Source organism: Agarivorans sp. QJM3NY_33 (assembly GCF_050870865.2).
Classification (GTDB): domain Bacteria; phylum Pseudomonadota; class Gammaproteobacteria; order Enterobacterales; family Celerinatantimonadaceae; genus Agarivorans.
In genome coordinates, this window is sequence record NZ_CP194039.2 from 2348999 (window position 1) to 2375421 (window position 26423).

19 protein-coding genes and 1 tRNA gene are annotated in these 26423 nt (G+C 44.0%); 11 read left to right on the forward strand and 9 right to left on the reverse strand.

Translation table 11 applies throughout. The annotated features are described in order from the left end of the window. Positions 1–243 precede the first annotated feature (243 nt). Complete coding sequence (locus tag ACRRSY_RS10560) at positions 244–882, forward strand: TetR/AcrR family transcriptional regulator (protein WP_432463143.1); 639 nt, start codon at positions 244–246, stop codon at positions 880–882. Positions 883–933: 51 nt separating this feature from the next. Then, positions 934–3255, forward strand: coding sequence for an acyl-CoA dehydrogenase (locus tag ACRRSY_RS10565; protein ID WP_432459462.1), 2322 nt, complete (start codon positions 934–936; stop codon positions 3253–3255). A 157-nt stretch (positions 3256–3412) separates the two neighbouring features. On the opposite strand, the gene ACRRSY_RS10570 is transcribed toward ACRRSY_RS10565, so the two are convergent. After that, positions 3413–4264, reverse strand: a complete 852-nt coding sequence (locus ACRRSY_RS10570; RefSeq protein ID WP_432452995.1) for a MurR/RpiR family transcriptional regulator — start codon at positions 4262–4264, stop codon at positions 3413–3415. 331 nt (positions 4265–4595) lie between these two features. On the opposite strand from ACRRSY_RS10570, the gene ACRRSY_RS10575 reads away from it, so the two are divergent. Both ACRRSY_RS10575 and ACRRSY_RS10580 read left to right on the forward strand, forming a co-directional pair. Next, positions 4596–5561 (forward strand): glucokinase, encoded by a 966-nt coding sequence (locus tag ACRRSY_RS10575; protein ID WP_432452996.1) that lies wholly within the window; start codon positions 4596–4598, stop codon positions 5559–5561. 191 nt (positions 5562–5752) lie between these two features. Beyond that, positions 5753–5840: transfer RNA gene (locus ACRRSY_RS10580), tRNA-Ser, on the forward strand. A gap of 480 nt (positions 5841–6320) precedes the next feature. Here the strand turns inward: ACRRSY_RS10580 and ACRRSY_RS10585 are convergent. After that, positions 6321–6491, reverse strand: coding sequence for a hypothetical protein (locus tag ACRRSY_RS10585; RefSeq protein WP_432452997.1), 171 nt, complete (start codon positions 6489–6491; stop codon positions 6321–6323). A 135-nt stretch (positions 6492–6626) separates the two neighbouring features. Next, the gene (locus ACRRSY_RS10590; RefSeq protein WP_432452998.1) at positions 6627–7139 is read right to left on the reverse strand and encodes a hypothetical protein; all 513 of its coding nucleotides are present in this window, start codon (positions 7137–7139) and stop codon (positions 6627–6629) included. 702 nt (positions 7140–7841) lie between these two features. On the opposite strand from ACRRSY_RS10590, the gene ACRRSY_RS10595 reads away from it, so the two are divergent. The 5 genes from ACRRSY_RS10595 (at position 7842) to ACRRSY_RS10615 (ending at position 16146) form a co-directional block, all read left to right on the forward strand. Then, on the forward strand, positions 7842–11120 hold the full coding sequence (locus tag ACRRSY_RS10595; protein ID WP_432463144.1) for a DUF5107 domain-containing protein: 3279 nt from the start codon (positions 7842–7844) through the stop codon (positions 11118–11120). Positions 11121–11372: 252 nt separating this feature from the next. After that, entirely contained in the window at positions 11373–12365 is a 993-nt protein-coding gene (locus ACRRSY_RS10600) for an arabinose ABC transporter substrate-binding protein (RefSeq protein WP_432453000.1), read from the forward strand. Between the two features lie 50 nt (positions 12366–12415). Further along, a complete protein-coding gene (locus tag ACRRSY_RS10605; RefSeq protein WP_432459456.1) occupies positions 12416–13921 on the forward strand; it encodes an ATP-binding cassette domain-containing protein in 1506 nt (501 codons plus the stop codon). Next, positions 13918–14919 (forward strand): L-arabinose ABC transporter permease AraH, encoded by a 1002-nt coding sequence (gene araH, locus ACRRSY_RS10610; protein ID WP_432453002.1) that lies wholly within the window; start codon positions 13918–13920, stop codon positions 14917–14919. Before ACRRSY_RS10605 ends, araH begins: the two co-directional genes overlap by 4 nt. Before the next feature lie 30 nt (positions 14920–14949). Continuing rightward, positions 14950–16146, forward strand: a complete 1197-nt coding sequence (locus tag ACRRSY_RS10615; protein WP_432463145.1) for an ROK family protein — start codon at positions 14950–14952, stop codon at positions 16144–16146. 79 nt (positions 16147–16225) lie between these two features. Here the strand turns inward: ACRRSY_RS10615 and ACRRSY_RS10620 are convergent, their stop codons facing one another. Then, positions 16226–17059 carry a hypothetical protein gene (locus ACRRSY_RS10620; protein WP_432453004.1) on the reverse strand — a complete coding sequence of 278 codons (834 nt, stop codon included), beginning with the start codon at positions 17057–17059 and terminating at the stop codon, positions 16226–16228. Between the two features lie 312 nt (positions 17060–17371). Continuing rightward, positions 17372–19372, reverse strand: coding sequence for a methyl-accepting chemotaxis protein (locus ACRRSY_RS10625; RefSeq protein WP_432463146.1), 2001 nt, complete (start codon positions 19370–19372; stop codon positions 17372–17374). Positions 19373–19810: 438 nt separating this feature from the next. On the opposite strand from ACRRSY_RS10625, the gene ACRRSY_RS10630 reads away from it, so the two are divergent. Continuing rightward, entirely contained in the window at positions 19811–20278 is a 468-nt protein-coding gene (locus tag ACRRSY_RS10630; protein WP_432453006.1) for a DUF2127 domain-containing protein, read from the forward strand. A gap of 36 nt (positions 20279–20314) precedes the next feature. Here the strand turns inward: ACRRSY_RS10630 and ACRRSY_RS10635 are convergent, their stop codons facing one another. The 4 genes from ACRRSY_RS10635 to ACRRSY_RS10650 are packed head-to-tail and all read right to left on the reverse strand — an operon-like array spanning position 20315 to position 23822. Beyond that, positions 20315–21193 (reverse strand): metal ABC transporter permease, encoded by an 879-nt coding sequence (locus ACRRSY_RS10635; RefSeq protein WP_432463147.1) that lies wholly within the window; start codon positions 21191–21193, stop codon positions 20315–20317. After that, entirely contained in the window at positions 21186–22064 is an 879-nt protein-coding gene (locus ACRRSY_RS10640; protein WP_432463148.1) for a metal ABC transporter permease, read from the reverse strand. Before ACRRSY_RS10640 ends, ACRRSY_RS10635 begins: the two co-directional genes overlap by 8 nt. Next, on the reverse strand, positions 22057–22938 hold the full coding sequence (locus ACRRSY_RS10645) for a metal ABC transporter ATP-binding protein (RefSeq protein WP_432453009.1): 882 nt from the start codon (positions 22936–22938) through the stop codon (positions 22057–22059). Before ACRRSY_RS10645 ends, ACRRSY_RS10640 begins: the two co-directional genes overlap by 8 nt. Next, positions 22935–23822 (reverse strand): metal ABC transporter substrate-binding protein, encoded by an 888-nt coding sequence (locus ACRRSY_RS10650; RefSeq protein WP_432463150.1) that lies wholly within the window; start codon positions 23820–23822, stop codon positions 22935–22937. The genes ACRRSY_RS10645 and ACRRSY_RS10650 overlap by 4 nt, the downstream gene beginning before the upstream one ends. Before the next feature lie 283 nt (positions 23823–24105). Here ACRRSY_RS10650 and ACRRSY_RS10655 point away from each other — a divergent pair, with 283 nt between their 5' ends. Then, positions 24106–26367: a peptidase U32 family protein gene (locus ACRRSY_RS10655; RefSeq protein ID WP_432463151.1), complete on the forward strand. Its 2262-nt coding sequence runs from the start codon at positions 24106–24108 to the stop codon at positions 26365–26367. Positions 26368–26423 lie beyond the last annotated feature (56 nt).

Sequence of the window (26423 nt, forward strand, 5' to 3'; positions counted from 1 at the left end):
TTTTCGAAGGCAAAAAAAAGCCCAGCTACAGGGATGCTGGGCGTTCAATTTAAGTGTTTAATTGCAGTGGCATAGATTAAGACCCGCCGTTTTCTAGAAAGTTTCAAATTTTTTTATTTTCTATATAAAAAAGTCGACGACAGTTCTCGTTTTTTGTTCTCTTCACAAAATATCCATGCCATAAACATTGACATCGCGGGGTCTTAAACGTAGTTTTTAAACAGTTGTTTAATTTTTAAAGGTGTGATGGTGAGACAAGGAACAAAAAGTAAGATCCTCGATGCAGCAGAGCGTTTATTTGCAGAACGCGGTTTTGCCGATACCTCATTGAGACTAATTACTTCGGAGGCAGAAGTGAACCTTGCTTCGGTGAACTATCATTTTGGTTCAAAAAAAGAGCTGATCCAAGCAGTGTTGATGCGCTATTTAGAGCAGTTTATGCCGTTAGTTGACGAGGCGATGCTCGTACATACGCAGAGCAAGCACGCGCCCAGTCTGGAGCAGGTGTTCAATTCATTTATTGAACCCTTGCTGGCGATGAATCAAATTAAAAGGCACGGCACTGCAATGTTGTTGTTACTGCTAGGTCGAGGTTATACCGATAGCCAAGGTCATCTACGAAAATTTATTACTCACCATTTCGGAGAAGTATTAAGTCGTTTCCAGCAAGCGGTGAAGCGTGCTTATCCGGAGTTATCTGACAGTGATATCTTTTGGCGTTTACACTTTACCCTCGGTACGGTGGTATTCACCATGGCATCAAGCGCGGCCTTAAAAGATATCGCCATCGCCGACTTTAACGAACAAATTAATACCGAAGGACTGATCCGTAAGGTGATTCCTTATCTGGCCGCCGGGGTCGGTGCGCCAAATAACCCATAATAACGATAGGCTAGTGAGCCAAAAATACGACGTGAAATAAAGGATACAGCCATGACAATTATACTAATGTTGCTGACCGCTATCGTGGTGCTGTTAAGTATTACCGAGACACGGATCAAGCTGGTTTCGCGACCAGCCTTTAAGATGTTTAAAAAGATTTTGCCCCCCCTGTCGCAAACTGAAAAAGAAGCCATGGAAGCGGGGTCGGTATGGTGGGACGGCGAACTATTTGGAGGAAAACCCGACTGGAGTAAATTGCATCAATATCCTAAAGCGCGTTTAAGTGAAGCCGAACAAGCCTTTATGGATAATCAGGTTGCAAGCTTACTCAAGCTACTAGATGACTTCGAGATTGTGCAAAACCAACGCGATTTGCCCAAACCGGTATGGGATTACTTAAAAGCCGAAGGTTTTTTTGCATTAATTATCCCTAAAAGTTATGGCGGACGAGAGTTTTCGGCAATTGCTAATTCAACCATTGTTAGCACCATTGCCACTCGCAGTTTATCGGCTGCGGTAACGGTGATGGTGCCTAACTCTTTAGGCCCAGGTGAGCTGTTACTGCACTATGGCACCCAGCAACAGAAAGATCATTGGTTACCCGGCTTAGCCGATGGCACTCATGTGCCTTGTTTTGCCTTAACTGGCCCAGAAGCAGGCTCTGATGCAGGAGCGATACCCGATAAAGGGATTATATGTAAGGGGGAGTTTAATGGTGAAGAGGTTGTGGGGATCCGCTTAAATTGGAATAAGCGCTACATTACGCTGGCACCTGTTGCTACGGTTCTTGGCTTAGCCTTTAAACTGTATGATCCCGAACATCTGCTCGGTGAGCAGCAAGAGCTGGGTATTACCTGTGCGCTGATCCCAACTGACCATCCCGGTGTGCGTACCGGCGATCGCCATTTTCCGTTAGGTTTAGCCTTTATGAATGGCCCAACTTTTGGTGATGATGTATTCATTCCCTTAGATTGGATTATTGGTGGCTCTGATTACGCCGGTAAAGGCTGGCGAATGCTGGTTGAATGTTTATCGGCCGGTCGCGGTATTTCGCTTCCAGCCTTGGGTACGGCAGTGGGCCATATGAGTTCACGAACTACCAGCGCTTATGCCTATGTTCGTAAGCAATTTGGTTTATCGATTGGGCGTTTTGAAGGCGTTGAAGAGGCCTTGGCTCGGATTGGCGGCATGACCTATCAATTAGAGGCTGCCCGTCGTCTTACCGCAGGCGCTTTAGATTTAGATCAAAGCCCTGCCATTGTCACCGCGATTGCTAAGTACCATATGACCGAAATGGCGCGTACCGTGTTAGATGATGCCATGGATATTCATTCGGGACGGGGGATCCAACTGGGTGAAATGAACTACTTAGGCCATGCATATAACGGGATCCCAGTTGCGATCACGGTGGAAGGTGCCAACATTCTCACCCGTAACTTAATGATCTTTGGTCAGGGCGCTACACGTTGTCATCCATATGTTCTCAAAGAATTGCAGGCGGCTGCTAATCCAGACGAAGCCGCAGGACTTGCCGAATTCGATGGCCTGTTAATCAAACATATCGCTTTTGGCGCAGGCAACTTTGTGGGTAGCTTATTCCAAGGCTTAACCGGTGCTTATTTTAATTCAAGCCCGGTTTCGGGAGAAACCGCTGTTTATTATCGCCAATTAACCCGGATGAGCCGAGGATTAGCTTTGTGTGCCGATATGTCGATGTTGATTCTAGGTGGAGAATTAAAACGTAAAGAACGGATCTCTGCGCGCTTAGGTGATGTGCTGAGTCATCTTTACTTAGCGTCAGCCACCTTAAAACATTATGAAGATCAAGGGCGTCCGGCAGAAGATCTACCATTTGTGAAGTGGGCGATAGAACGTAATCTTTACGAAATTGGTATCGCTTTTGAAGGTTTCTTTCAAAACTTCTCGAGTCGGGTGGTGGCACGAGTATTAAAATCGGTGGTGTTCCCATATGGCAATCGCTTTAAGCTAGCGGACGATGCAATAGGCCATAAAATTTGTGAAACCATGATGACACCAGGCTCCGCTCGCGAGCGCTTAAGTCAGTTATGTGTGACCGATGGCAGTAAAGGAGATGCGGTTGCAATTATTGAGCAGGCATTTTTGGCGATGTATAAAGTGAGACCACTAGAGCGGAAGATCGCCAAAGCTCAGAAAGCGGGTCAGTTACCACGTAAGGTTGAACTTGCAGAAATCGTTGCTGCTGCTCAGGCGCAGGATATCTTAAGTGAGACCGAAGCCGCTGAGTTACTCAAAGCAGATGCTTTACGTTCCAAGGCGATTCAGGTTGACCACTTCGAACCTGGCGTATTAGAAGAGAAAAACGCGCCAATTAGCGCTGTGCATGTTGCCTAATTCATTTGGCGACTACAAATAAAAAAGGATGCCATTGCATCCTTTTTTTGTATTCACAAAGATAGAATCACGAACTGTGGTAACAGTTCAGGGAACATCTAATGGTAAGCCTGCTAAAAGTTAGTATAAAGACTAGCGCTTAGCAGGCTGCGTTTGATTATTCGATACCTTTATCGGTTCTAGAGTCTTTTAAGCTTTGTTTCACTTTACGCAGATTCTCTCTGAATCGTTCACCACGACGCAGTGTAAAGCCTGTTGCGAGTACGTCGATAAGAGCCATTTGCGCAATACGTGATGCCATTGGCATATAAACGTCGGTATCTTCCGGAACATCCATCGACAACACCAAATTACATTCTTTGGCGAGTGGGGAGTCTTTAGTGGTGATGCCAATAACCATCGAATCATTTTGCTGGGCAAGTATTGCAATATCGATCATCGCTTTGGTGCGACCTGTATGTGAAATTAAAATAATCACATCTTCTTCGGTGGCCACAATACAGCTCATGCGCATCATTACAACATCATCAAAGTAGCTTACTGGCACGTTGAAGCGGAAAAACTTATTTAATGCATCTTGGGCAACTGAGGCTGAAGCGCCTAAACCAAAGAATGAAATCTTCTTCGCCTGAGTGAGTAAATCGACAGCACGATTCACCGCCACCGGATCTAAGCTATTTTTTGCCGCTTCTAAACTGGCCATCGAAGATTCGAATATTTTGGCAGTGTAGGCTTCTGGTCCGTCTTCCTCATCTACATGACGGTTCACATAAGGTGTACCGTTAGCCAAGCTTTGCGCTAAATGTAGTTTAAAGTCGGGAAATCCCTTAGTATCTAAGCGACGACAAAAGCGGTTAACGGTCGGTTCGCTTACATCAGCTAATTTAGCCAATGCGGCAATACTTGAATGGATTGCCGTTTGAGGAGAGGCAATAATAACTTCAGCAACCTTTCGTTCGGACTTACTAAAGTTCTCTAAATTTTTTGTTATTTTTTCAAGCGTATTCATAATACTCGTTATATTAAGCGCATTTGTTAAGGTTAAATTGTCAAATGTAATAATTTTTCAACATATAGATATGTAATACAATTACATAGACCGCTGGCTGAAACAAGATAAATTAGCATGAATGATAGACCAGACAACGTTTTCATAGTATGAGCTAGGTCTAATATTTTTGAAATCAATCTAAATATTAGTAATTTACTAACGAAATTCCAGTACAAAAGCGCTAAAATCCACAGATAATTAAGAACAACAGCTATTTAATGATAGTTTGTTAGAGTTATTTAATGATATTTTTGTTTTTATTTTTTAATTTGTTATCGAGGAAAACATAATGGCCGGTTTTGGGTTGATCGCTGATGTAGGTGGCACAAATATTCGTTTGGCGTTAGTCGAGTTAAAGACTGGCGAAATAGGTCGTTTACAGAAGTACCTGTGTGGTGACTTCCCCAGCATTGCTGATGTTATGTCGTTGTACTTGAGCGAACAACAAGAAACGGTCACCCAAGCCTGTATCGCCATTGCTTGCCCAACCGATCAAGACTGGATTGCGATGACCAATCATAGCTGGGCATTTTCTCGCAAGGCGGTTCAAGAGCAACTGGGCTTTGAAAACTTTTATGTGATCAACGATTACACCGGCATTGCCATGTCGATCCCAACCTTGAGCGATAGCCAGAAAATACAAATTGGTGGTGAACCCGCCAAATCTGGAGAGCCTATCGCGGTATACGGCCCCGGCACTGGTTTAGGCGTGGCGCATTTAATTCATCACGACAGCGAATATGTGTGTATTCCGGGTGAGGGAGGGCATGTTGAATTTGCACCCAATGATGCACTTGAAGCACATGTTTTGAGCTTCCTACAACAGCGTTATGATCACGTTTCGGCAGAACGCTTGTTATCGGGACCCGGTTTGGTCAATATTTATCTCGGCTTAATGGACTACCATGGCAAAGCAGCCGAAGACTTACAGCCTGCCGACATTACTACCCGCGGTTTGCAAGAAAGTTGCCCGGTATGCGTTGAAGCGATGCAAGTATTTTGTCGCGCCCTTGGCTCTTTTGGTGGCAACCTTGCCTTAAACATGTCGACCTTTGGCGGGGTTTACATTGCAGGCGGTATTATTAGTCGCTTTATGGAATTCTTTAAACATAGTGAATTCCGCGCGCGCTTCGAAGCTAAAGGGCGTTTTGCAGATTTTGTCGCTAAAGTACCCGTTTATGTGATCACCGAAGAACAACCAGGTTTACAAGGCGCATCGGCTTATTTGCGTCAAAGCAATGGCTACCGTATCTAAAGTTGAGCGATTCAAAGCATGGATAAAGGGAAGCATCGGCTTCCTTTTTTTGTGAGTACTTTTATCGTTGCAACAGCAATACTTGTGCAAGAAGTCAGCAACCAACGCCTTTTTAGAAAAAAATAGTTGACCCTCGCCAACGCTATCCGTAATCTAGCGCCTCATTATCGCCCCGAGCGAAAAACAATTTAGGTGACGTGTCCGAGTGGCTGAAGGAGCACGCCTGGAAAGTGTGTATACCGCAAGGTATCGAGAGTTCGAATCTCTCCGTCACCGCCATATTCAAATGAAAAGACGTCTAAGGACGTCTTTTTTTATGCCTGTAATATAGTTAAATCAATAGCTTATCATCTCATCTTGTTTCGGTTTGTCTCATAACGTCCGGCGATTTTGGGTATGACAGAGCGTATGATTTAATCACCCTTGGATTGGGTGTAGATTGGTTTCTGCGAGACTTTCTGAAAAATTGTCTATCTATTAATTGTATCAGTGTGATTACGTCAAAATTGCTTGGTAATTATACTAATACAGTTTAGGAAAAGGATTGGGACTCTATGCATCCCACTCTTTTTTTATACCACACAATTATATCTTCGAGTGGCGTTGGCAGCCATGCACCCGACAAGCCCACTGGCCAATATATACACTAATGAGTTCTTCGACTTATTACTATGAGCGAACAATAAACCCGCGGCAGCTCCTAAACCAGCACCTTGAAGTTGCTCGCTCGAAGGTTTGGTTTGATTAAGCTGTTTAAAATTACTTTTTTGAGCGTTTATAGCTGTAATAAACATTCTGGCCAAAGGCTATGGTAAACACAAAATAAAATAGCCAAGTACGTTGTGGCTCTGCAGATTGCTGCCAGTACCATGCAACAAAACTAAAGATGACCAGACAGTAAATAAGGCTAATGAATACACTTTTTATCATTGCTAGACTCCTGATTCGGTGTTTGATGATTTGGCAGCTCAGTATTTAAAATGTGGTGCCGATAGCCTTACCACACTAGGGCATCTTAAACCGGAATGATAAATTGAATAAAAAAAATACAACGTGATACTATTTTTAGAAAGAGCTTGGCCAGGCTTTTTCAATCGTGTTACTTAAATTAAAAGGAAACTTCAGTTCTGCCATTCCCTCTAGTTTTACTTTTAGCTCAGGGGAAATCTCTGCATATTCTTTTTCAATATACATATTCATGTCAGCAACAAGTAGGGCTTTAATCCTGTTGATTTTTAACGCTTCATCAGTGCTCGGATTGAACTCATCTAAGTTTTCCAGAGATACTAGGGTCCTAAGCGCTTCGCTGTATTCGTACAATGCACATTGCTGTAATGCTTTATAATTTACCACTGCTAAGGCTAAGGCAGCCTCAGAGGGGATTTTTTGCAATTGGACTAAGGTTTCGTTTGATACATTTGTGTTTCTTGCTTGCTTATCACATTGGTTCATTTTGTCAGCAAATGCTTCATATCTTGTTTGTAATATATCTTTTCCAAAATCTATCACCTCGCTTGAAGTATTCGCTTCGCAGCTCAATGTGCATAAAATGCCAAAAGCCAAAATAATATGATTCATCGCGTTATTTTACCTTACATTTTTTGTAAATAGCGCCCCCGAAATTTTCTCTTTTGGGCTCGCTGATGTTCTCAAATGTTGCTGTAGAGCAAGTTTTCAATTTGGCTATTAGCGTGCCTATCTAACGAAGAAAAGCTATTAAGAAAATACTCTCAATTGGTTTGGTATATGCTCCATGAAACGTAGTTGGCGTCAGCAGACATCACCTTAAAAAGATTACTATTTTCAATTATTTTGCCACGAGCGCTTGTTCTGACAGCACCACCAGTAAAAATAAGACTGAGTTGGCCAACAAGCATCACTACCCAGCCTATTTTTCTACTTTAATAATATGGGCTCTATATCGTCGATCGCTTGGCGACTCGCGTCGTTAAATTTAACATTGATGATCACTGGGCAGATCTTATCTTGCAGTGATATTCCATCATCACAAATTAAAGGGCACTATATTGATACAAAACTCTATTGTCAATTGGCTCATTACGTAGAGGCTGGGGGGTTGTCGTTTTCGAATAACAATTCTAAAGCCGCGCATGGCTACGTTGCGCTTAGCCCTTCATCAAAACGCTGTTAGTAAACTCAGATTATTAAACAGCGTGAAGCATTCACAATAATTCATTTCAAATAGCGCATAAGCTTGCCGCATCTTCATTATTTTTAATTAGAAGCGTGTACTTTTGAGGCATATGTATGGGAAATAGCGTGAATGTATGGTCAGAGACAATTGTTTTGCCAACATACCCCACCGGTTCTGTGGATCCCAATCCACTATTTCTTGAGAAGCGGGTTTACCAAGGCTCTTCTGGGGCAGTGTATCCCTACGGGGTGATTGATTCGATTCGCGAGCAAGCGGTCGACCAAGAATACCAAGCCATCTATTTAGAAAATGACTATATCAAAGTAATGCTGTTGCCAGAGCTTGGTGGTCGCATTCATCGCGCTTACGATAAGGTCAATCAACGAGATTTTGTTTACTACAACGAGGTGGTAAAACCAGCGCTGGTTGGATTAGTTGGTCCGTGGATATCTGGTGGGATTGAATTTAACTGGCCGCAACATCATCGGCCTACTACTTATATGCCAGTTGATGTGAATATTCGTAGCTTGAACGATGGTAGCGCAGAAGTATGGCTGGGTGAAGTCGAGCACATGTATGGCTTACAAGTAAGTGCAGGCTTTAAGCTTTATCCCGATAAGGCACTTATTGAGATCACTGGTAAAGTGTATAACGGTAATGCTGTGCCTCGGCATTTTCTATGGTGGTCTAACCCAGCGGTGAAAGGCGGCGACGATCATCAGAGCATTTTCCCGCCCGATGTTACGGCAGTTTATGATCACGGCAAGCGCGATGTGAGTGAATTCCCGATAGCTAAGGGCACTTATTATAAGGTGGATTACTCGCCGGGTACCGATATATCCAGATATAAAAACCTGCCAGTACCGACCTCTTATATGGCTGCTGGTTCCGATTACGATTTTGTGGGGGCCTATAGCCATCATGAACAAGGCGGCCTTTTACATATCGCTAACCATCATTTGTCTCCGGGGAAAAAGCAGTGGACCTGGGGAAATTGCGATTTTGGCCTCGCTTGGGATAAAAATCTCACCGATAGCAATGGCCCTTACATTGAGTTAATGACTGGTGTATTTACCGATAATCAGCCTGATTTTACTTGGATCGATCCCAACGAAGAGAAGATCTTCGTACAAAACTTCCTTCCTTATAGTCAACTTGGCATGGTGCATCAGGCCAATACTGATGTTGCATTAAAACTGCAACGTGATGCAGATGAAGTGCAGTGGGGACTATATGCTATCTCGAAGATTGAACATGCACGGGTAGTGATCCGTAACGATGAAGAGATCTTGGTTGATGAAGTGTTCTCGTTTGAGCCTTGCGAGGTGTATTTACAAACCTTGGATTATTCTGCCGACGAGCGATTAAGTATCACGGTGACTACTCAGAATGGTCAAAAGGTGCTTGTTTATCAGGAACACGGGGCTTCGGATCAGGCTATTCCAGATCCCGCCGATGCGCCTTTGCCACCTAAGGAGGTGTTGTCCGTCGACGAGCTGTATTTAATTGGACAACACTTAGAACAGTATCATCATGCTAGTGGTAAGCCAGAAGCCTATTATCTAGAAGCTTTGGCCAGAGACCCCTTAGATTATCGCTGCAATCTTGCTTTGGCACATCAAGAGTATGACCGTTGCGATTACCAACAAGCATTGGCCTTACTCGATAAAGCACTCCAACGAGTGCATCGTTACAATAAGAACCCAGCTTGCGGCCGCGCTAGTTTTCTTCGGGCTTGTGTACATGAAAAACTGGGTCAGTTGGATTTGGCCTATGCCGATTATTATAAATCGACTTGGAGTGGCAACTGTCGTGATAGTGGTTTGTTGGCGGCTGCGCGGATCTCATTTATTCAACAGCGTTACTTAGACGCATTGGATGAAATTAATCGTTCGTTAGCGCTCAACGGAACCAGTTACCAGGCCGCGTTTGTAAAAGCAGCGATTTTGATCGCATTGGGCCACCAGCAACAAGCGAAGGCACATATCGAATCGGCAATTCAGCAGTTTCCATTGGGTTACGCGCTATTTATGGAGCGTTACCGGCTTGAACAAACTCATGAATCGAAGCAGCGATTTATCACGCTGTGTCAGGGTAGACAAGCCAATGCGGTTCATGTGAGCGGTTTGTATCATTCTTTAGGCTTAACTCACTTAGCCATTCAAGCCATCGATTTAATCGATGCGGCAGGGGCAAATGCCTTGCTCATCAAAGCGGGATTAAGTGAACAGCATCCACAAGCCTTGTTGGCGCTGGCGGAACAACAATTTAATCAAAATGTATTGTTTCCGAATACGCCTATCGAGTGCCTTGCATTAAGCAAGTTAGCTGGTCAGCCCTTTGCCGATTATCTGCTCGGTTGTTTTTTCTATGCGAAAAAGTCTTACGCAAAAGCGCTTAAGTTATGGGAGACTGCTTTATCCAATAGGCCTAGTTTTAAAGCTTGTCATCGTAATTTGGCGGTGTACCACGCTAATAAACATGGGGATTATGAACACGCGATTAGCCATATGTCCTATGCTTGGGCGCTAGATTTAAGCGATGCGAGGGTTTTGTTTGAACTCGACCATTTAAGAAAGCTGGCCGCTTATTCACCGCAACAGCGTCTCGAGGCATTGGATCTGCATCAAAATGTGGTGTTGCAGCGAGATGATTTAACTGCGGAATGGATCAGCTTACTCAATATTGAAGGGCGTCATGAGCTAGCTTTTTCAGTCCTTCAACAGAAAAAGTTTCATCCTTGGGAGGGGGGCGAGGGGAAAATAACCGGTCAATACATTAATGCGCTGATCCGAAAAGCTTGCAGCTTGATGATGAATAAAGACTACGCCGAAGCCGAACAAGCGTTGTCCGATGCCTTTGCTTATCCTGATAACCTCAGCGAAGGTCGTCTGGTAGGCCAAACCGACAATGATGTTTATTTTTTATTAGGTTGTGTTGCTGAATGGAGAGGAAATTTACAGCACGCACAGCAGTGTTGGCAAAAAGCGATGCTCGGTTGTTCCAGCTTAAGCGAAAGCCGTTACTACAACGATCAACCAGCTGATTACCTTTTCTTTCAGGCACTAGCCTTAGCCAAGTGTGGTCAACGAGAGCAAGCACTGGCGCGTTTCACCGAGATGAAGCGCTGGGCCGATGCGCACTTGAGTGACCCAGTTGTTGAGGACTTTTTTGCGGTGTCGCTGCCAGAACTGATCGTATTTGATCGCGACATTGCTAAAAACCATCAAATTCATTGTCGGTTTATTCGCTATTTGGCATCACTTGGCTGCAGTCTACTTAGCAATAGAGGTGTCGCAGAAACAAACCAAGACCGATTAGCGGTTCTTCAATTGGAGCCGGGGCACGCCAAGATCAGTCTGATCGAAAGCCTTTATCCATTGTTATTGCCGGCTTGTGTTTAATAAGCCAACTCTATGGCAGTTTTTTAAAAGCGAATGAGGAGGGACATTAATACTAAACAAAGATTACTATATAGCGTGATTGAACTTCACAATATATAGCAAACATTACATTAACATCAGCATGAATAATAACGATAGCTGTTAAACAATAACGGCAGTTTAGAAATATAAAATACGACGTGAAATGTGTGAATTTCAGTTGAACAAAGGCTGAACGCATTACCATTTGGGGTGATTAAAATAGGTCAAATTATGAATATACTCTACAAAAAAATTGGTACCGCATTACTAACTGCATCGCTTTGCTCTATGTCTTTAGGCGCAGCTGCCGAAGCGAAAAAGAAAATTGGTTTTATTGTTAAACAACCCGAAGCAGGCTGGTTCCAAGATGAATGGAAGTTTGCAGAGGTAGCGGCCAAAGAAAAAGGCTTCGAGTTAATTAAAATTGGCGCGCAAGATGGTCAAAAATTGATGTCGGCGTTGGACAACTTAGGCACTCAACAGGCTGATGGGGTGATTGTGTGTGTCCCTAATGTAAAATTAGGCCCTGCCGTTGTGGCAGCTGCCAACAGAAACGGACTCAAGTTAATGTCGGTGGATGACCGACTGATTGATGGCAAAGGTAATCCCATTGAAGATGTGGTTCATATGGGGATTTCTGCTTATAACATCGGACGAGAAGTGGGGGACGCTTTATTGGCCGAAATAGATGCGCGTGGCTGGGACCGCAACGAAGTGGCGGCGATGGCACTCACCTACAAACAGCTACCAACTGCTTACCAACGAACCAAAGGGGCGACTGATGTTTTAAACGAGGCAAACTACCCAGCCGCCAATATGTTTGAAGCACCGCATCGACTCGATAATACCGAACAAGCATTTAATGCCGCGAATAGTTTAATCACCCAGAAAGGCCAATTTAAAAAATGGATTGTCTATGGCATGAATGACCAAGTGGTGATCGGTGGCGTTCGGGCCTTAGAAGGGAACGGAATTGCTTCATCGGACATTATTGGTGTTGGTATTAACGGTACCGAAGAAGCGATTAATGAATTCCGCAAGCCTGTTTCTACCGGATTCTACGGGACCATTATTTTAAGTGCCAAAGCACATGGCTATCAAACCTCGATCAATATGTATAACTGGATCGCCAATGGAGTAGAGCCTGAGAAGTTAATTTATACCTCAGGCTATCTGGCAACCCGAGATAACTATCAACAAGTGCGTAAAAGTTTAGGTTTGTAATTGTACAATGTTCGGGGTGTTTCACCCCGATTTCATCAAGGATTGTGTGAATGAATAACAAACTCGAATTTTGCGATGTATCTAAAAACTTTCCCGGAGTGAAAGCCCTCGACGCCATTAGTTTCTCGATAGGCCATGGCGAAGTTCACGGTCTTATCGGTGCTAACGGCGCTGGCAAAAGTACCTTGATGAAAGTACTTGGGGGAATTTACCCAGCGAGCTCGGGACATGTGGCCATCAACGACCAAAGCGTCAACTTTCGTTCTCCCAGTGAAGCGATTAAAGGCGGTATCGCTATTATTCATCAAGAGCTGCAATTGGTTCCAGAACTGAGTGTTGCAGAGAATATTTTTTTGGGTCGCTTTCCGTCACATCGGGGAAAAATTGATTGGAAAAAGATGAATCAACAGGCCGACATTCAGTTGCAAAGCCTTGGCTTGAGCTTTTCTTCCAAAGATAAAGTGAGTGGGCTATCGATGGGTCAGCAACAAATGGTGGAGATAGCCAAAGCGCTGATATTAAATGCCAATATTATTGCATTAGACGAACCGACCAGCAGTTTGTCGTCGGCCGAAACTAAAGTTCTGTTTAGAGTGATCCGCCAGTTACAAGCCGAAGGTCGGATCCTGATTTATATCTCACACCGAATGGCGGAGATATTCGACTTATGTAGTTCGTGCACCGTGATGAAAGACGGGAAGCATGTGATTTCTTATGACGATTTGAAACAAATTGATCGCAAAACCATTATTGAGAAAATGATCGGTCGTAACTTGGGCGATATGTATAACTATTCCCCAAGAGAACTCGGAGCAATTAATTTTTCGCTGGACAGCATTCATAGCCATCAGTTTCCTCAAAGCGTTGAATTTAATGTTCGTAAAAGTGAAATTCTAGGTTTTTTTGGCTTGGTTGGTTCGGGCCGTACCGAATTGATGAAGTCGATCATTGGCGCGATATCGAGTCAGCAGATCAGTGCTTCATTCAATCATTGTAAGCTGCCGTCGTTAACGCCTAAAAAGGCGATTCAAAAGGGGATCTTGTATTGCTCTGAAGATCGCAAAAAAGAGGGCAATATCACCTTTCGTTCGGTTTGGGAGAACATCACTGTCAGTAGTCGCCGAAACTTCTGGCGGTTCGGTGGGATCCTCAATCTTGCTAAAGAGTTGTCGGAAGCGGAACGCTTTGTAAAACGGCTGGATATTAAAACGCCATCTTTAGAGAAAGAGATCCAGTTTTTATCCGGTGGGAACCAGCAAAAAGTGATCCTTGCCCGTTGGTTGGCAGAGCCCAGTATCAATGTATTGATTGTCGATGAGCCAACGCGGGGCATTGATGTCTCGGCAAAGAACCAAATTTATAACGTGTTATACGAATTAGCGAACAAGGGAATATCGATTATTGTGATTTCCAGCGAGTTACCCGAGATTATGGGCATTACTGATCGCTTGTATGTGATGCGAGAAAATCAGATATCGGCCCAATTTAAACGTGAAGAATATCAAGAAGAAAGCATTCTTTCTAAAGCTTTCCCTGAACAGGAGATGAGCGCATGACCGCTTTAAATAAAACGGCCCAGATCGATCTATCTAGCCCGGCAAAAACCTCAACTTGGTCGTTGATCCGCAGTAGTGAGAACTTCAATATTATTGTGGTGTACATATTGTTGTTTATTGCACTGGCAATATTTGTCCCTTATTTTTTCTCACTGAGGAATATGGTGGGCCTTGGGCTTTCAATTTCACAAATTGGCATGGTGGCCTGTACGATGATGTTCTGCCTCGCATCGAAAGATTTTGATCTATCGGTGGGCTCTCAGGTCGCATTTTACGGCGTATTGGCGGCACTCATTGTGAACGCAAGCGATAGCTTTATCTTGGGGATTTTTGGTGCGCTTGTCGCGGGTATTTTCATCGGTCTCATGAATGGTATTTTTGTGACTAAAGTTCGGGTGAATGCGCTTATTGCAACCTTAGCGATGATGGAAATTGTCCGCGGCGGCGCTTATATTATCTCCGGTGGGAATGCGGTAGGCGTGGTTAACATGAACTTCTTTATGTTAGGCCAGTCGACGGTTCTGGGAGTACCAACGCCAATTGTGATCACTATATTGTGCTTTATTGTATTTGGCTTCTTGCTGAAAAATACCGCTTATGGACGAAATGCTTTAGCTGTGGGTGGGAATGCTGATGCGGCAAAACTCGCCGGGGTGGATGTTGATAAAGTTCGAATTGCCAATTTTGCGATACAAGGGGCAATTTGTGCCATTGCAGGTGTCATACTGGCGTCGCGTATTACCAGTGGCCAACCCAACGCATCCTTAGGTTTTGAGCTGAGTGTGATATCGGCTTGCGTGCTGGGCGGTGTATCGCTAAACGGCGGGAAGGCCAGTATTGTTGGGGTTGCGGTCGGGGTACTTATTATGGGAACGGTGGAAAATGCACTGAACCTGCTTAATATTGACTCGTTTTACCAATACTTAGTACGCGGTGGTATTTTGTTGCTTGCAGTTGGCGCAGACCAATATCGTCAACGATTAGCCGAAAGAGGGTAACTTATTTAGTGGATGAGCAAGGAGTCTAAAATGCTGAAAGGCATGAATAATCAGTCGGTGAGAACTTATAACGCAAAGTTGATTATTAGGCTCCTTTTTCAGTACCAACAATTAAGTAAGTCACGTCTGTCTCGCTTACTTGAATTGAGTATACCTGCCATTAGTAAAATTTTACTGTTTTTGGAAGACAGGGGCTGGGTAGAGCATGTGCATACCGAGCATATCGGAAGAGGTAACTCTAGCGGTGTGTATCAAATATCTCACAAATCCAGTCCAATCATTTGTATACACATCACGCCCAGTAAAATATCAGCGTTAGTGGTTAACGGTAAAATGGAGTTGCTACTTGAGCTGCGTGAGTGGCATATAGCGCCTGCTATTCCCGAAGAGTTGGTGCAGTCGGTGATTAAGGCTTATCGGCAGTGCGTTAACGCGGCTGCGGTTGGTAAATTAAAAATTGCTTTGGCACTGCATGGTCAGGTAGACGTCCATGCTGGCACTTCAATGTTTATGCCCCAAGCACCTTGGGATAGTCCGATTGATTTTAAGTATATTCTCGAAGCTGAATTAGAGACCCAAGTGGCGGTTGATAACGACTGTGTGATGCTGGCTCTGGCGGAGAAGTGGACCAATCCCGAGCATATTCGTGATTTTTGCGTGATTAATGTCGATTATGGGATTGGTTCTTCATTTTTGATTGATGATCAAATATTTAGAGGGCCACTTTATGGCAGCGGACAGATAGGCCATTCAATCATCGATCAAGATGGTCGAAAATGTGGCTGCGGTCGCTACGGATGTCTGGAAACCATATCGTCAACTAAAGCCATGTTGGCAGATATTAGAAAACAAATAAAAAACCGATTTTCTGACGAGTTGTACCAGTTCGATGAGCTGGAATTTGAGCAAGCGGTTCAACGGTATTTTGAAAACGATCCGCTGGTTCGCCGCGTCTGTAATAAAGCGGCAAGCACATTGGGGATCAGTATTTATAATTTTTTGGTCACGATGAGTGTGAATGATATCGTCATTTATGGCGAAGCCAGAAAATTAGGTGAGCAGTGGTTAGCTCAGGTTAAGGACCAAGCTCATTTCAATCCTTTTGAAGACAATGTAGCCTCGGTTAAAGAACAAAAAGCCAGTATTCGATTTGGAGATTTGAGTGATACAGAGTTACTCAAGGGAATAGGCTACTTGTTTATCGAAAAAATCTTGGAAGACTTTTAGTGGTTTTATACATCTCATCTTTATTATAAAACGCACCAACCGTAAGGCTTAAAAATAGCCCCAAAAGCTCAACATGGCCCTAGAGTGGCAATACCTTGATGGTCATTTTAACCTCCTGGCAGGCTTTGGGCTCTATTTCTGGCATTATGATCTGATGGTGAGCATCGATGGGGTAAGCCTGTGGCTCGATACAGATATAGCCATCGCTTATTGAAGGTTGATACAGTGTTATATAGTGGGTGTTATAGGTAATCACGATACGATAACCGAGATCCGGACGAAACAGGGTTGTTGCCGGGGTTGAGACTCTATAACAGTGATTCAACCATCCTTTCAACAACGCTTTTTTTGTTCTGAAATCATATTGTGTTGCGACGCGTTCTTGGTAAGCCATGGGGAGGTGATGCTCACCCTCAGGCCAATATCCTTGATGCAACAAACACAGTTCAGTTTTATCATTAGCGGAGAAAAATGGGTGAAGACCGATATTAAATGGGAACGCATTTGCAGATTGATTTGTCACCCGAAGCGTCACCGCTAAGGATGACTCGGATAATTGATAGCTAAGCATCGCTAAATAATCAATTTGCGGGCTCATATGCGACTCTAAAACTAATTGAATGGTGCTTTTATTTTTGTTGAGGACGCGCCATGGTTTCTTCCAGGCATCTCCATGTAAAAAAAACAGCTCGTCCCACTCGACATTTGGTAAGGATAGGTTTTGTCCATGCCAAGGAATTGTATTGCCAGTGACTCGGTTAGCAATTGGAGCCATTGGAAATAACCCCCCGCAACCTGCCCCCTCGAGAGCCGGCATCAGGATGTGTTGCTTATTCACCAGAAAGCGAAGAGCATAGCCTCCTCTGGAATCGATGCTGAGTGTGCAATTGGCGTAGTTGATATCTTGAAGCATGTGGGCGCAGCAATGTTGGTCGTTAGCTGACTATATCTCGATATTAAAAGCCAATCTGGTTTTGAAGTCCCAGTTATTAGTTAACGTAGTTTATAAGCATAATCGTGGAACAAAGCCCAAACGTTTTTGCTTCAGACGCTTGGGCTTTTATACTGTTCTAACTCATTATTTGTTGCTCGTTGCTGTAAACCACCACTAACTAAGTTATGTATCTTGCCATTAGAGCCACTCATTACTGCTCTTCATGCCGGGTTATTAGCAGATTTATTTTGTGCAATAAGTTGATTATATAATGAATCAGATCGGTATTACTTACTTTCTCTGCCGGATGGCGATTTGGCTGAGTTGATCGATCAGCTGACTTTCCTCTTCGATTAAAGTAATGCTTTGCTGAGCATCTTGCGCCTGCTGGATATCTCGTTCGGCGCTTAAGGCCGCGTTTTGCGAGTTATCTGAAAGCGTTGTCAGTTCGTTGCTAAAAGATTGAGAACCAAGCTCTATATCACTTAAAACGGTGTCGATACTGTCTATCCCATGGGTGATATGGTTAATCGACTGGGTTACTTCTTTAATCGTCTCGCCAGTTTCATGAACGCTGGTTTGGGTACGTTTGGATAATTGACGTACTTCATCGGCCACTACCGCAAATCCGCGGCCTGCTTCTCCGGCACGTGCCGCTTCGATGGCTGCATTTAGTGCCAGTAGGTTAGTTTGATCGGCAATGCCGCTGATTGATTGAATAATGTTAACGATTTTATCGGCGTTATTTTTAAGGGTGCTTACACCTTCCATCAATTCTTGGCGTTGGCTCTGTTGCTGATCGATTTTATGAATAAACGTAGCAAATTGTTCGCCTAAAGTTCGCAGCTGTTGGGCGGAGTCTGCAGTTTGGCTCGAGCCCTGCTGCAGTTGTGCGGTTGCCGATTGTAACAAGGGGTGAATTTTACTCATGTGCTGAATTACATCGGCTTGCAAAGTATTTATCTTCTGGGTACTCACCAATTTCGAGCGTAAGTAATAATTGTTAAAAGACGCTAAATAAAAGGGGTAGTTGTCGGCATATTCGTCACTAAACTGGCTATGGTCATCTACTTTGAAGAAAGCAACGGCGGTAATGGTTTGATTTTGGTGTAAGCCTAAAAACTCACCAAAAGTGGAAAATCCCGATAGGCAGATCCCATCAAAACTATTGGCTTGATTTAGACTGGAGCCATTGTTGAGCCGTCGTAAAATACAGTCGTTGGCGATCATCGCCAGCGGCTTGTTAGGTTTACCCCGCATAAATTGCTGATAGTCACGCTGAGTCGATTGGTTAAAGTCTTTTGCTTTGACCAATAATAAACGGTCGCCAAAACTAAAATCACTAAAGAAACGAATGCTACCATCCGCGTTGATTGCCGCAACCGAGCGAATAAATAATTCCTTGTTGATCTGAATACCAAAGGAGTGTTTATTGAGTTGCTGCTCGACTTGCTCTGCGCTGCAATGAAAATGCTCACTGAGGCAATCGACCGGGCTGCGGAGTTGCATCTTGTCGTCTAACACCGAATGTAATACGCGAGTAAATGGGTCGAATTCGGCCACGTCGAAGCCATGACCCGTGGCTTCAAAGTTGTGACTCTTCATGATGCCGTAACGATAAGCGGGGGCAACTTTACAAAAACCAACAATTGCTTGCTCGCTGAGTACCTGGCCATCTAAACCGACTTCGGCTTGTTTGAAGTCCAGTTTTCCGCCAGCGCTGCCACCAATGAAGTAACAGGGGAAACGTTGGCTGCGATAAAGGGCTTGGGTGAAAAAGTCTTCGCTGCCAGCTAAGCCATCAAAATAGGTGAGAGCAAGGGTGTCTCGACTTTCCACTTGAAAGGGTAACTGAATCGCTTTCAGTTCGCCGAGGATATGCTTAATTCGACGTTCGGCACTATCATCGGTGGCATGCGCACTTGTGGCCTTGAGTGTAATACGGTGGATCGATACATCGCTTAATATTTTACGTGAGAATGCATGCAATACCATCCCATCCCAAGTTTGCGGGGTCTCGTGATACAGTTTTGTACGTCCGCCGCCTAACTCACCGGCTGTCATCACCGCAATAATATGATCGGCAAAAGGCAGCGCTGTTTTCAGCTGTCGGTTCACTTCTGCAAAATTGCAGTGGGGTGATACAAAAGCGAGTACCAATGCAGTGCCTCCCTCTAACTCAAAATCTTTCAATTCTGCGAGTTTGAGTTGCTGACTGTTTATGGCGCGGGTGATGCTCACCGACACCTCGGTTTGCTCTTGTTTAGCGAAAATCCTTTTTCTAAAAAACATATCCATTGACTCCAAAAGTGAGCGCGCGATTGGCTTACATTTAGCACGCGCTCTTTAATCCGATTATTTTATGCTTTATATAGTAAGACATAAGCGACAGAGCTTAATTGATCAATATAGTCGTTCTTAGGGGATAAGCTTGAGGAAATACTAATAGTTAATGTCAATCATTGAAATTTGACAGTGAGGTTTAGGCGTTTGCAGAGTGCCGTGCCACGATGAATACTGGTGAAGCATTTTAAGGTGCCGCGTTGAGCAACGCAGACCTTCGGTGGTGTTTGTTCAAAGGTAGTTGCGAGGTATTTACTTTGAGTGCTAAGCTGCTGCGTGAATATCACCGCGAAGTTGAAGCCCGCAGCTGGCGCTGTGCTCAATTCGTCTTCTGTCGTATGCTGCTAAGAAGGCAAATTCATCAGCCCCTGCCATGAAAGAGTCGTTATGCTAAAAATAAAGAAAGGCTTACGAGCCGTGGCAATGTTAGAAGCCTGCAAGGGGGGCTTGTCGTTCATTGTGGCTTTAGGACTATTTCAACTGGCGGGTGAAAATTTACAGCAGGTTTTATTAAGGCTGTTAGAACATTTGCATTTTAACCCTGCAAGTCACTTCGCGAGTATTTTATTACATGACGCAAGTTTAGTGACTGAACAAAACTTGTATCTGGTTTTAATTGGCTCGCTGGTTTATACCATGGTTCGATTTATCGAAGCCTATGGTTTATGGCATGGCTTTGTGTGGACCGAATGGTTCGCTTTACTAAGTGGTGCGATTTACCTTCCCTTTGAAATCTATGAGCTGTTGACCCAACAGAACCTTTTAAGTGTGGTGGTGCTACTGCTTAACTTAGCCATTGTTCTCTATATGTATCAGGTGTTGCAGCATAGTCGCAATCGCCAGTTTGATGAATAAGTCGGTGCCAGCAAAGCGCTGACACCATGGGCGTGTTTAGGGCTGAGTCGATGAAAGTACGGTTTTTGGCTGCGAGGCTAGTTTCGCCGCGCGTCGCTTGCCTTTGTTATACAGGCTCTTGTAGCTAAAAGCACAGATGAACACGAGCGCTTGAAACAAGACGATACAGGCGCTAGTTGAACCATCAATATGGTAGCTAATTAAGACTCCCATAAAAGTCGAACAGCTCGCAACCAGACAAGCGATGATTAGCATTTGTTCAAAGCGTTTGCTAAGAATTAATGCAATCACCCCGGGTCCAACCAACATCGCAACCACCAATACAATGCCAACCACTTGAATGGCTGCCACCGTGGTCATCGCCATAAGAACCAACAATAAGTAATAAAGAAAGTTAGTATTTAAGCCGACCACCCGAGCATGACTTTTGTCAAAACAATATAATTTTAAATCTTTACGGAACCAGAGCGTACACAGCAATACCACTGAACAAATGGTGATGGTTTGTAGCATCAGGTTTTTTGATATGCCTAAGATATTGCCAAATAATACATGCATTAGGTGTTGGTCTGTTTCTACTTGGGTAAATAGGACTAAGCCAAGGGCAAACATACTGGAGAAGACAACCCCCATCACAGTATCTTCTTTGATTCGACTGCGTTGTTTTATATAACCAGTTAATAGGGCGCAACTAAAGCCAGAGATGAATGCGCCGATTAAAAGTGGAATGCTTAAGCAATAGGCTATCACTACGCCGGGGAGTACTGCGTGAGATATTGCATCTCCCATTAACGCCCAGCCCTTCAGAACTAAGAAACAAGAAAGCAAAGCACAAACCAGGCTGACGACCAGCCCGGTGAATAAGGCGTGCTGCATGAATTGATATTGCAGTGGCTCTATCAGCATATTAAGCATGTTTAATTCCTGACCGTAATTTGTTTAGCGACCGAGCTTGTCGGTGATGGCTATTGAGCAGTCCGTACTTGGGGGCGAACAATAACGCTGTGGCAAAAATGCTCACTTGACTCAACACGATTAAGCCGCCAGTGGAGGTATCCCAAAAATAACTGAGGTACACTCCAACTAAACTGGTGACCAGACCAAACAGCGTAGAAATAATCAGCATTACTCCAAATCTATCGCTCAAGAGATAGGCGGAGGCGCCAGGGATGATCACCATGGCGATCACCAGTAGCGCGCCAACAGCCTGTAAAGAGGCAACGGTGCAAGCACTTAACAGAACAAAAAATAGCAGTTTGAATCCACGGGCAGAGATACCGGTGGTGGCCGCTTGGTTTTCATCAAAAAAAACTAATAATAAGGGTTTCCAAAACAAGCCGATAATGACAAAGGTTGAGACGGAAATAATGAGTATTTGCAGTAGCTCGCTCTGGGTAATCATTAAGATGTTGCCAAAGATCACCGCTTGAATATTAATTGAGGTTGGATTTAGCGAAATAATTAACAAGCCTAAGGCGAAGAAACTGGTGAACACTAAACCAATAATGGCGTCTTCTTTTAGATGGGAAAGCTGTTTAATGATCGCCATACTGCCAGCGGCTAAGAAACCAGCAAAAAATGCGCCCACAGCAAGCGGCAGGTGAAGAGTGTAAGCCACCGCAACACCTGGCACGACAGAGTGGGATAGGGCATCACCAATTAGCGACCAGCCCTTCAGCACCAAGTAAGTGGATAAAAATGCGCAGACTGAGCCCACTAATGCACCTGCGAGTAGTGCATTATTCATATATTGATAACTGAAAGGTTCCAACAAATACTCAATCATAATCTTGCCTGCTGGTTTCTGTTAACAGTTGGCTGTGTTCGGTTTTACTCCCATAAAATACCGCTGGTTTTTCATGGTCAGAAATAATCGTTACGGTACGTTGGTCGTCGTCCTTATGCAGGTCTGAACCAGAAATACCCATCTGTTTGAGCACGCCACCGAAGGTTGCAGCAAGGTTTTGTTGGGTAAAGGTAGTTTCTACCGTACCCGTTGCGACCACACTGCGATTGATCAATATCACATCATTACAATAGTCGGCCACGTTACCTAAGTTATGGGTCGATACGAGAATCAAATAGCCTTGCTTTTTTAGAGACTTAAGTAAATCCATAATTGCATTTTCGGTATTGAAATCGACGCCGGTAAATGGTTCATCAAGCAGCATGATGCGGCTTTGCTGGCTCAATGCCCGAGCTAAAAACACGCGTTTCTTTTGGCCGCCTGACAACTCGCCGATCTGTCGGGTGGCTAATTCAGCAATGCCCATTCGCTGCATCGCTTGGTCGACAATTGCATGGTCTTTTTTTGTGGGTCGTTTTAACCAGCCCATATACCCATAGCGCCCTTGCATCACCACATCTTTAACCAAAATTGGAAAATCCCAATCAATGTCTTCGGATTGTGGCACATAGGAGACTAAGTTACTTTTTAAGGCTTGTTGGGTGGACATACCGGATAAAAGTATTTTGCCGCTGGTTAATTTTACCAAGCCCATTATGCTTTTAAATAGCGTGGACTTACCGCCACCATTGACCCCAACTAAAGCGCATATGGTTCCCCCAGATAAATCAAAGCTCACATCTTGGATTGCGGTAAACCCATTATTGTAAATCACGCTGACCTCTTGGGCCTGAATGCTGACAGCTTTACTCATAAATCAAACCCCCGTTTAATGGTGCTGGTGGTCACGCGTAATAAATCGATATAATTTGCAACCGGGCCGCCTTTTTCAGACAGTGAATCCACATAAAGTACTCCGCCGTAGTGGATCCCGGTTTCGCGGGCCACTTGCTTGGCTGCTCGGTCCGAAATAGTACTTTCGCTAAATATCACCGGGATGTGGTGTTGCCTAATGGTTTCGATTAATCGTTTTACTTGTTTGGGAGTTCCCTGTCTATCGGCATTGATTGGCCATAAATAGGTTTCATTGAACGCTAAATCTCTTGCTAGGTAGCTAAACGCGCCTTCGCTGGTGGCTAACCATTTTTGGCTTACCGGAAGAGTTGTAAAACTCTGTTTGATTGTTTGTTCTAGCTGGCTGATCTGTAGGGCGTAATTCTTAGCGTTACGGTTATAACTGGCAGCATTTTGGGGATCATATTTCACCAAGGCTTTGCGGATATTTTCGATGTATATCAATGCATTTTGGGTCGACATCCATGCGTGTGGATTGGGCTTTCCTTGATAGGGACCTGCATAAATAGAGATCGGTTCGATCCCCTCTGTAACCACCACTGACGGCTTTGTAGGCATGTTACTAAAAAACTGTTTAAACCAACGCTCAAGGTTTAAGCCATTCCACAAAATAAGATCGGCCGCTTGTGCTTTAACTATGTCTTTGGGTGTTGGTTGATAATCGTGAATTTCTGCGCCCGCTTTGGTTATCGATAGCACATCTGCATTTGTTCCGGCGACGTTCTGAGCAATGTCTTGAATAATGGTGAAAGTGGTGACAACTTTGAACTTAGCGTGTGCGGTGTAAGGAACACCAATTGCAAACAACAAAATTGAACTCGTGAGCCAAAACCGAAGTGCCATGACTGTTTCCTTTTAGGTAAATAACCACACCACTATAGATGATAATGATTATCATTTGCAAATTGGTTTTGGATTAATCATGCTCAAGGCTGGCTTATTTTAAGCGATTATTTTTGCAGGAAGTGGGGAGTGCTTGGGACTAGGTTCAGTATTAATCATGTTTTTATTAATTAAAATTTTATTTGATTCAAATTAAACTTGTGGCGCTTAGTTATCCCTTTGCGCTGAGCAATCGGTAGAATGCACGGCTTTGATCCTGACGAGTCGTGTAAAGTTTGTGCTTATGAAATCTCAGTTTGAATTGTTGGCTCCTGGAGGAGATCTTGGCTCGGTAAAGGCTGCTATCGCAGCTGGGGCCGATGCGGTTTATTTAGGCTTGGAGAAGTTCAATGCTCGGAGTCGAGCAAGCAACATCTCACTGGATCAGCTTGATGATCTGTGCATTTTGGCACATCAGCAAAATTGTAAAATTTTTGTCGCACTAAATATTATTTTATTAGAGAGCGAACTGCCTACGATGACTCGCTTACTCAATCGTTTGGTGAACATCGCGATTGACGGCATTATCGCGCAAGACTTGGGCTTGTTGCATATGGTTAAGCAACATTTTCCCAGCCTGGACGCGCATGCTTCAACCCAACTAAATACCCATAACATTGGGCAAATTAGTTTGTTGAACAAACTTGGGGTGAGTCGTGTAAATCTTGCTCGAGAACTCAATATTGAAGAAATTAAATTATTGGCAGACTACGGACATCAACACAATGTACTGATGGAAGTATTTGTACATGGTTCCTATTGCATTGGCTTTTCCGGACTATGTTACATCAGTTCGGTACGTAACGGTTGTTCTGGAAATCGCGGCCGCTGTAGTCAGCCTTGTCGCGATCAATACCAAACTACCCAAATGGGCAAAGACTTTCCGTTAAACCTAAAAGATAATTCTGCTTTTCATGATCTTCAGGCTTTGGCCGATGCTGGTGTTTATTCCTTAAAAGTGGAAGGGCGCATGAAACAAGCGCATTACGTATACACAGTCGTTGGACAATGGCGCCAGCAGTTAGACCGCTACTATCAGAGTCAGCCGTTGTTAAGCGACAGCACGCCTTTGTATAAGGTGTTTAATCGTGATTTTAGTAACGGTTATTTAAAGGGCAAGCTTAGCCAACAGATGTATATTGATAACTCTCGGAATCATGCACTACAACATTTTTCTCAGCAACAATCTGCACTGAGCGAGTCGGCACGGCAAGTGTTAAAACAGTCGCTATATGATGATAATAGCGCGCTCATTGCAAACATGCAGCAGGTGATTGACCGCTTAAGCATCAGCCAAATCCCGGTAAAAATTAAGCTGATCGCTAAGCTTGCTCAACCACTGAAATTAATCGCTCACAGCGGCTCGCAACAATTTATTCTCTGCAGCGAAGAAAATTTGCTGACAGCTAACTCACAGGGTTTGTCGACCCAACGACTGCAAGATTTATTTACTATCAACAATCGGGGCTATTGCCTAGCAGCGCTTGATGTGAGCGAAGTTTCCCCTGGGTTGGCTATTTCGGTCAAATCGTTATTTGCGCTCAAGCAACAGTTTGATCAACAGGTACTTCGGCAGCCGCCAAAGGTAAAAGCGCTTGATCCATCTGCATTGAATTGTTCCGTTGTGGCAAGCGCCGACAAACCAATAACTGTGCCTCGACTCGCGGTTTTAGTTGATGATCATAGTGATCTTGAGTTGGCTGAAATAGAAGAGGTAGATTTATATTGGCACTTACCAAATGCCTTCGCTGATTCTCTTGATGACAGCATTGCATTATTCCAAGCTAAACCAAGGCTTAAGGCCTGGTTTCCTGCAATCTTAATCGGTGAGCATTACCAAGCTGCGGGGGAGTTTTTAAGGGTGGTTCAACCGAAACTGTTGGTGACCAACAATAGTGGGATCGGCGCTTTGGCACAACAATTAGGGCTCAACTGGATTGCCGGGCCACAGTTGAACACAGCAAATTCATGGGCGATGCAGGCCCTTCAACAGCAGGGGGGCTGCGTTGGCGCATTTGTGAGTAACGAACTTAATGCCGGACAAATGCGCCAATTAAAAGCACCGCAAGGCTTTCGTTGCTTTTACAGCATTTACCATCCAATCAAGATGTTGACCAGCCGTCAGTGTTTATTTCAGCAAGTGGTTGGTTGTAAGAAAACTCAAGTTGATCATAAGTGTTTACGTAAGTGCGTAAAAACAAGCTCGATTATTAATTTGAAAGACGCTGAATATGTGATTAGTAAAAAGGCTGGTGAGCATAATAGTTTGTATAGTCAGCAACATTTCTTAAACAGTGAGATCTTAACAAAATTGCCTGGCATATTTAGCGACGTCTTAGTTGATCTTAGAGATGTGAAAAATCAGACAAGGATAGCGGCGCACCTTACTAAGCAAGCTTTAATCGCCGAGTTTGTCAGTTTATTAAATGCAGAGCCAAACGCAGAGCAAACATTACACAGCCATATAAGCCCGACTCAAATTAAGCAGTACTACAAGGGTTTATAGCTTGATTATCGCAACTGGAAGTACGGATTAAGCCGTTAGCGTGGCATTTTGTAAGC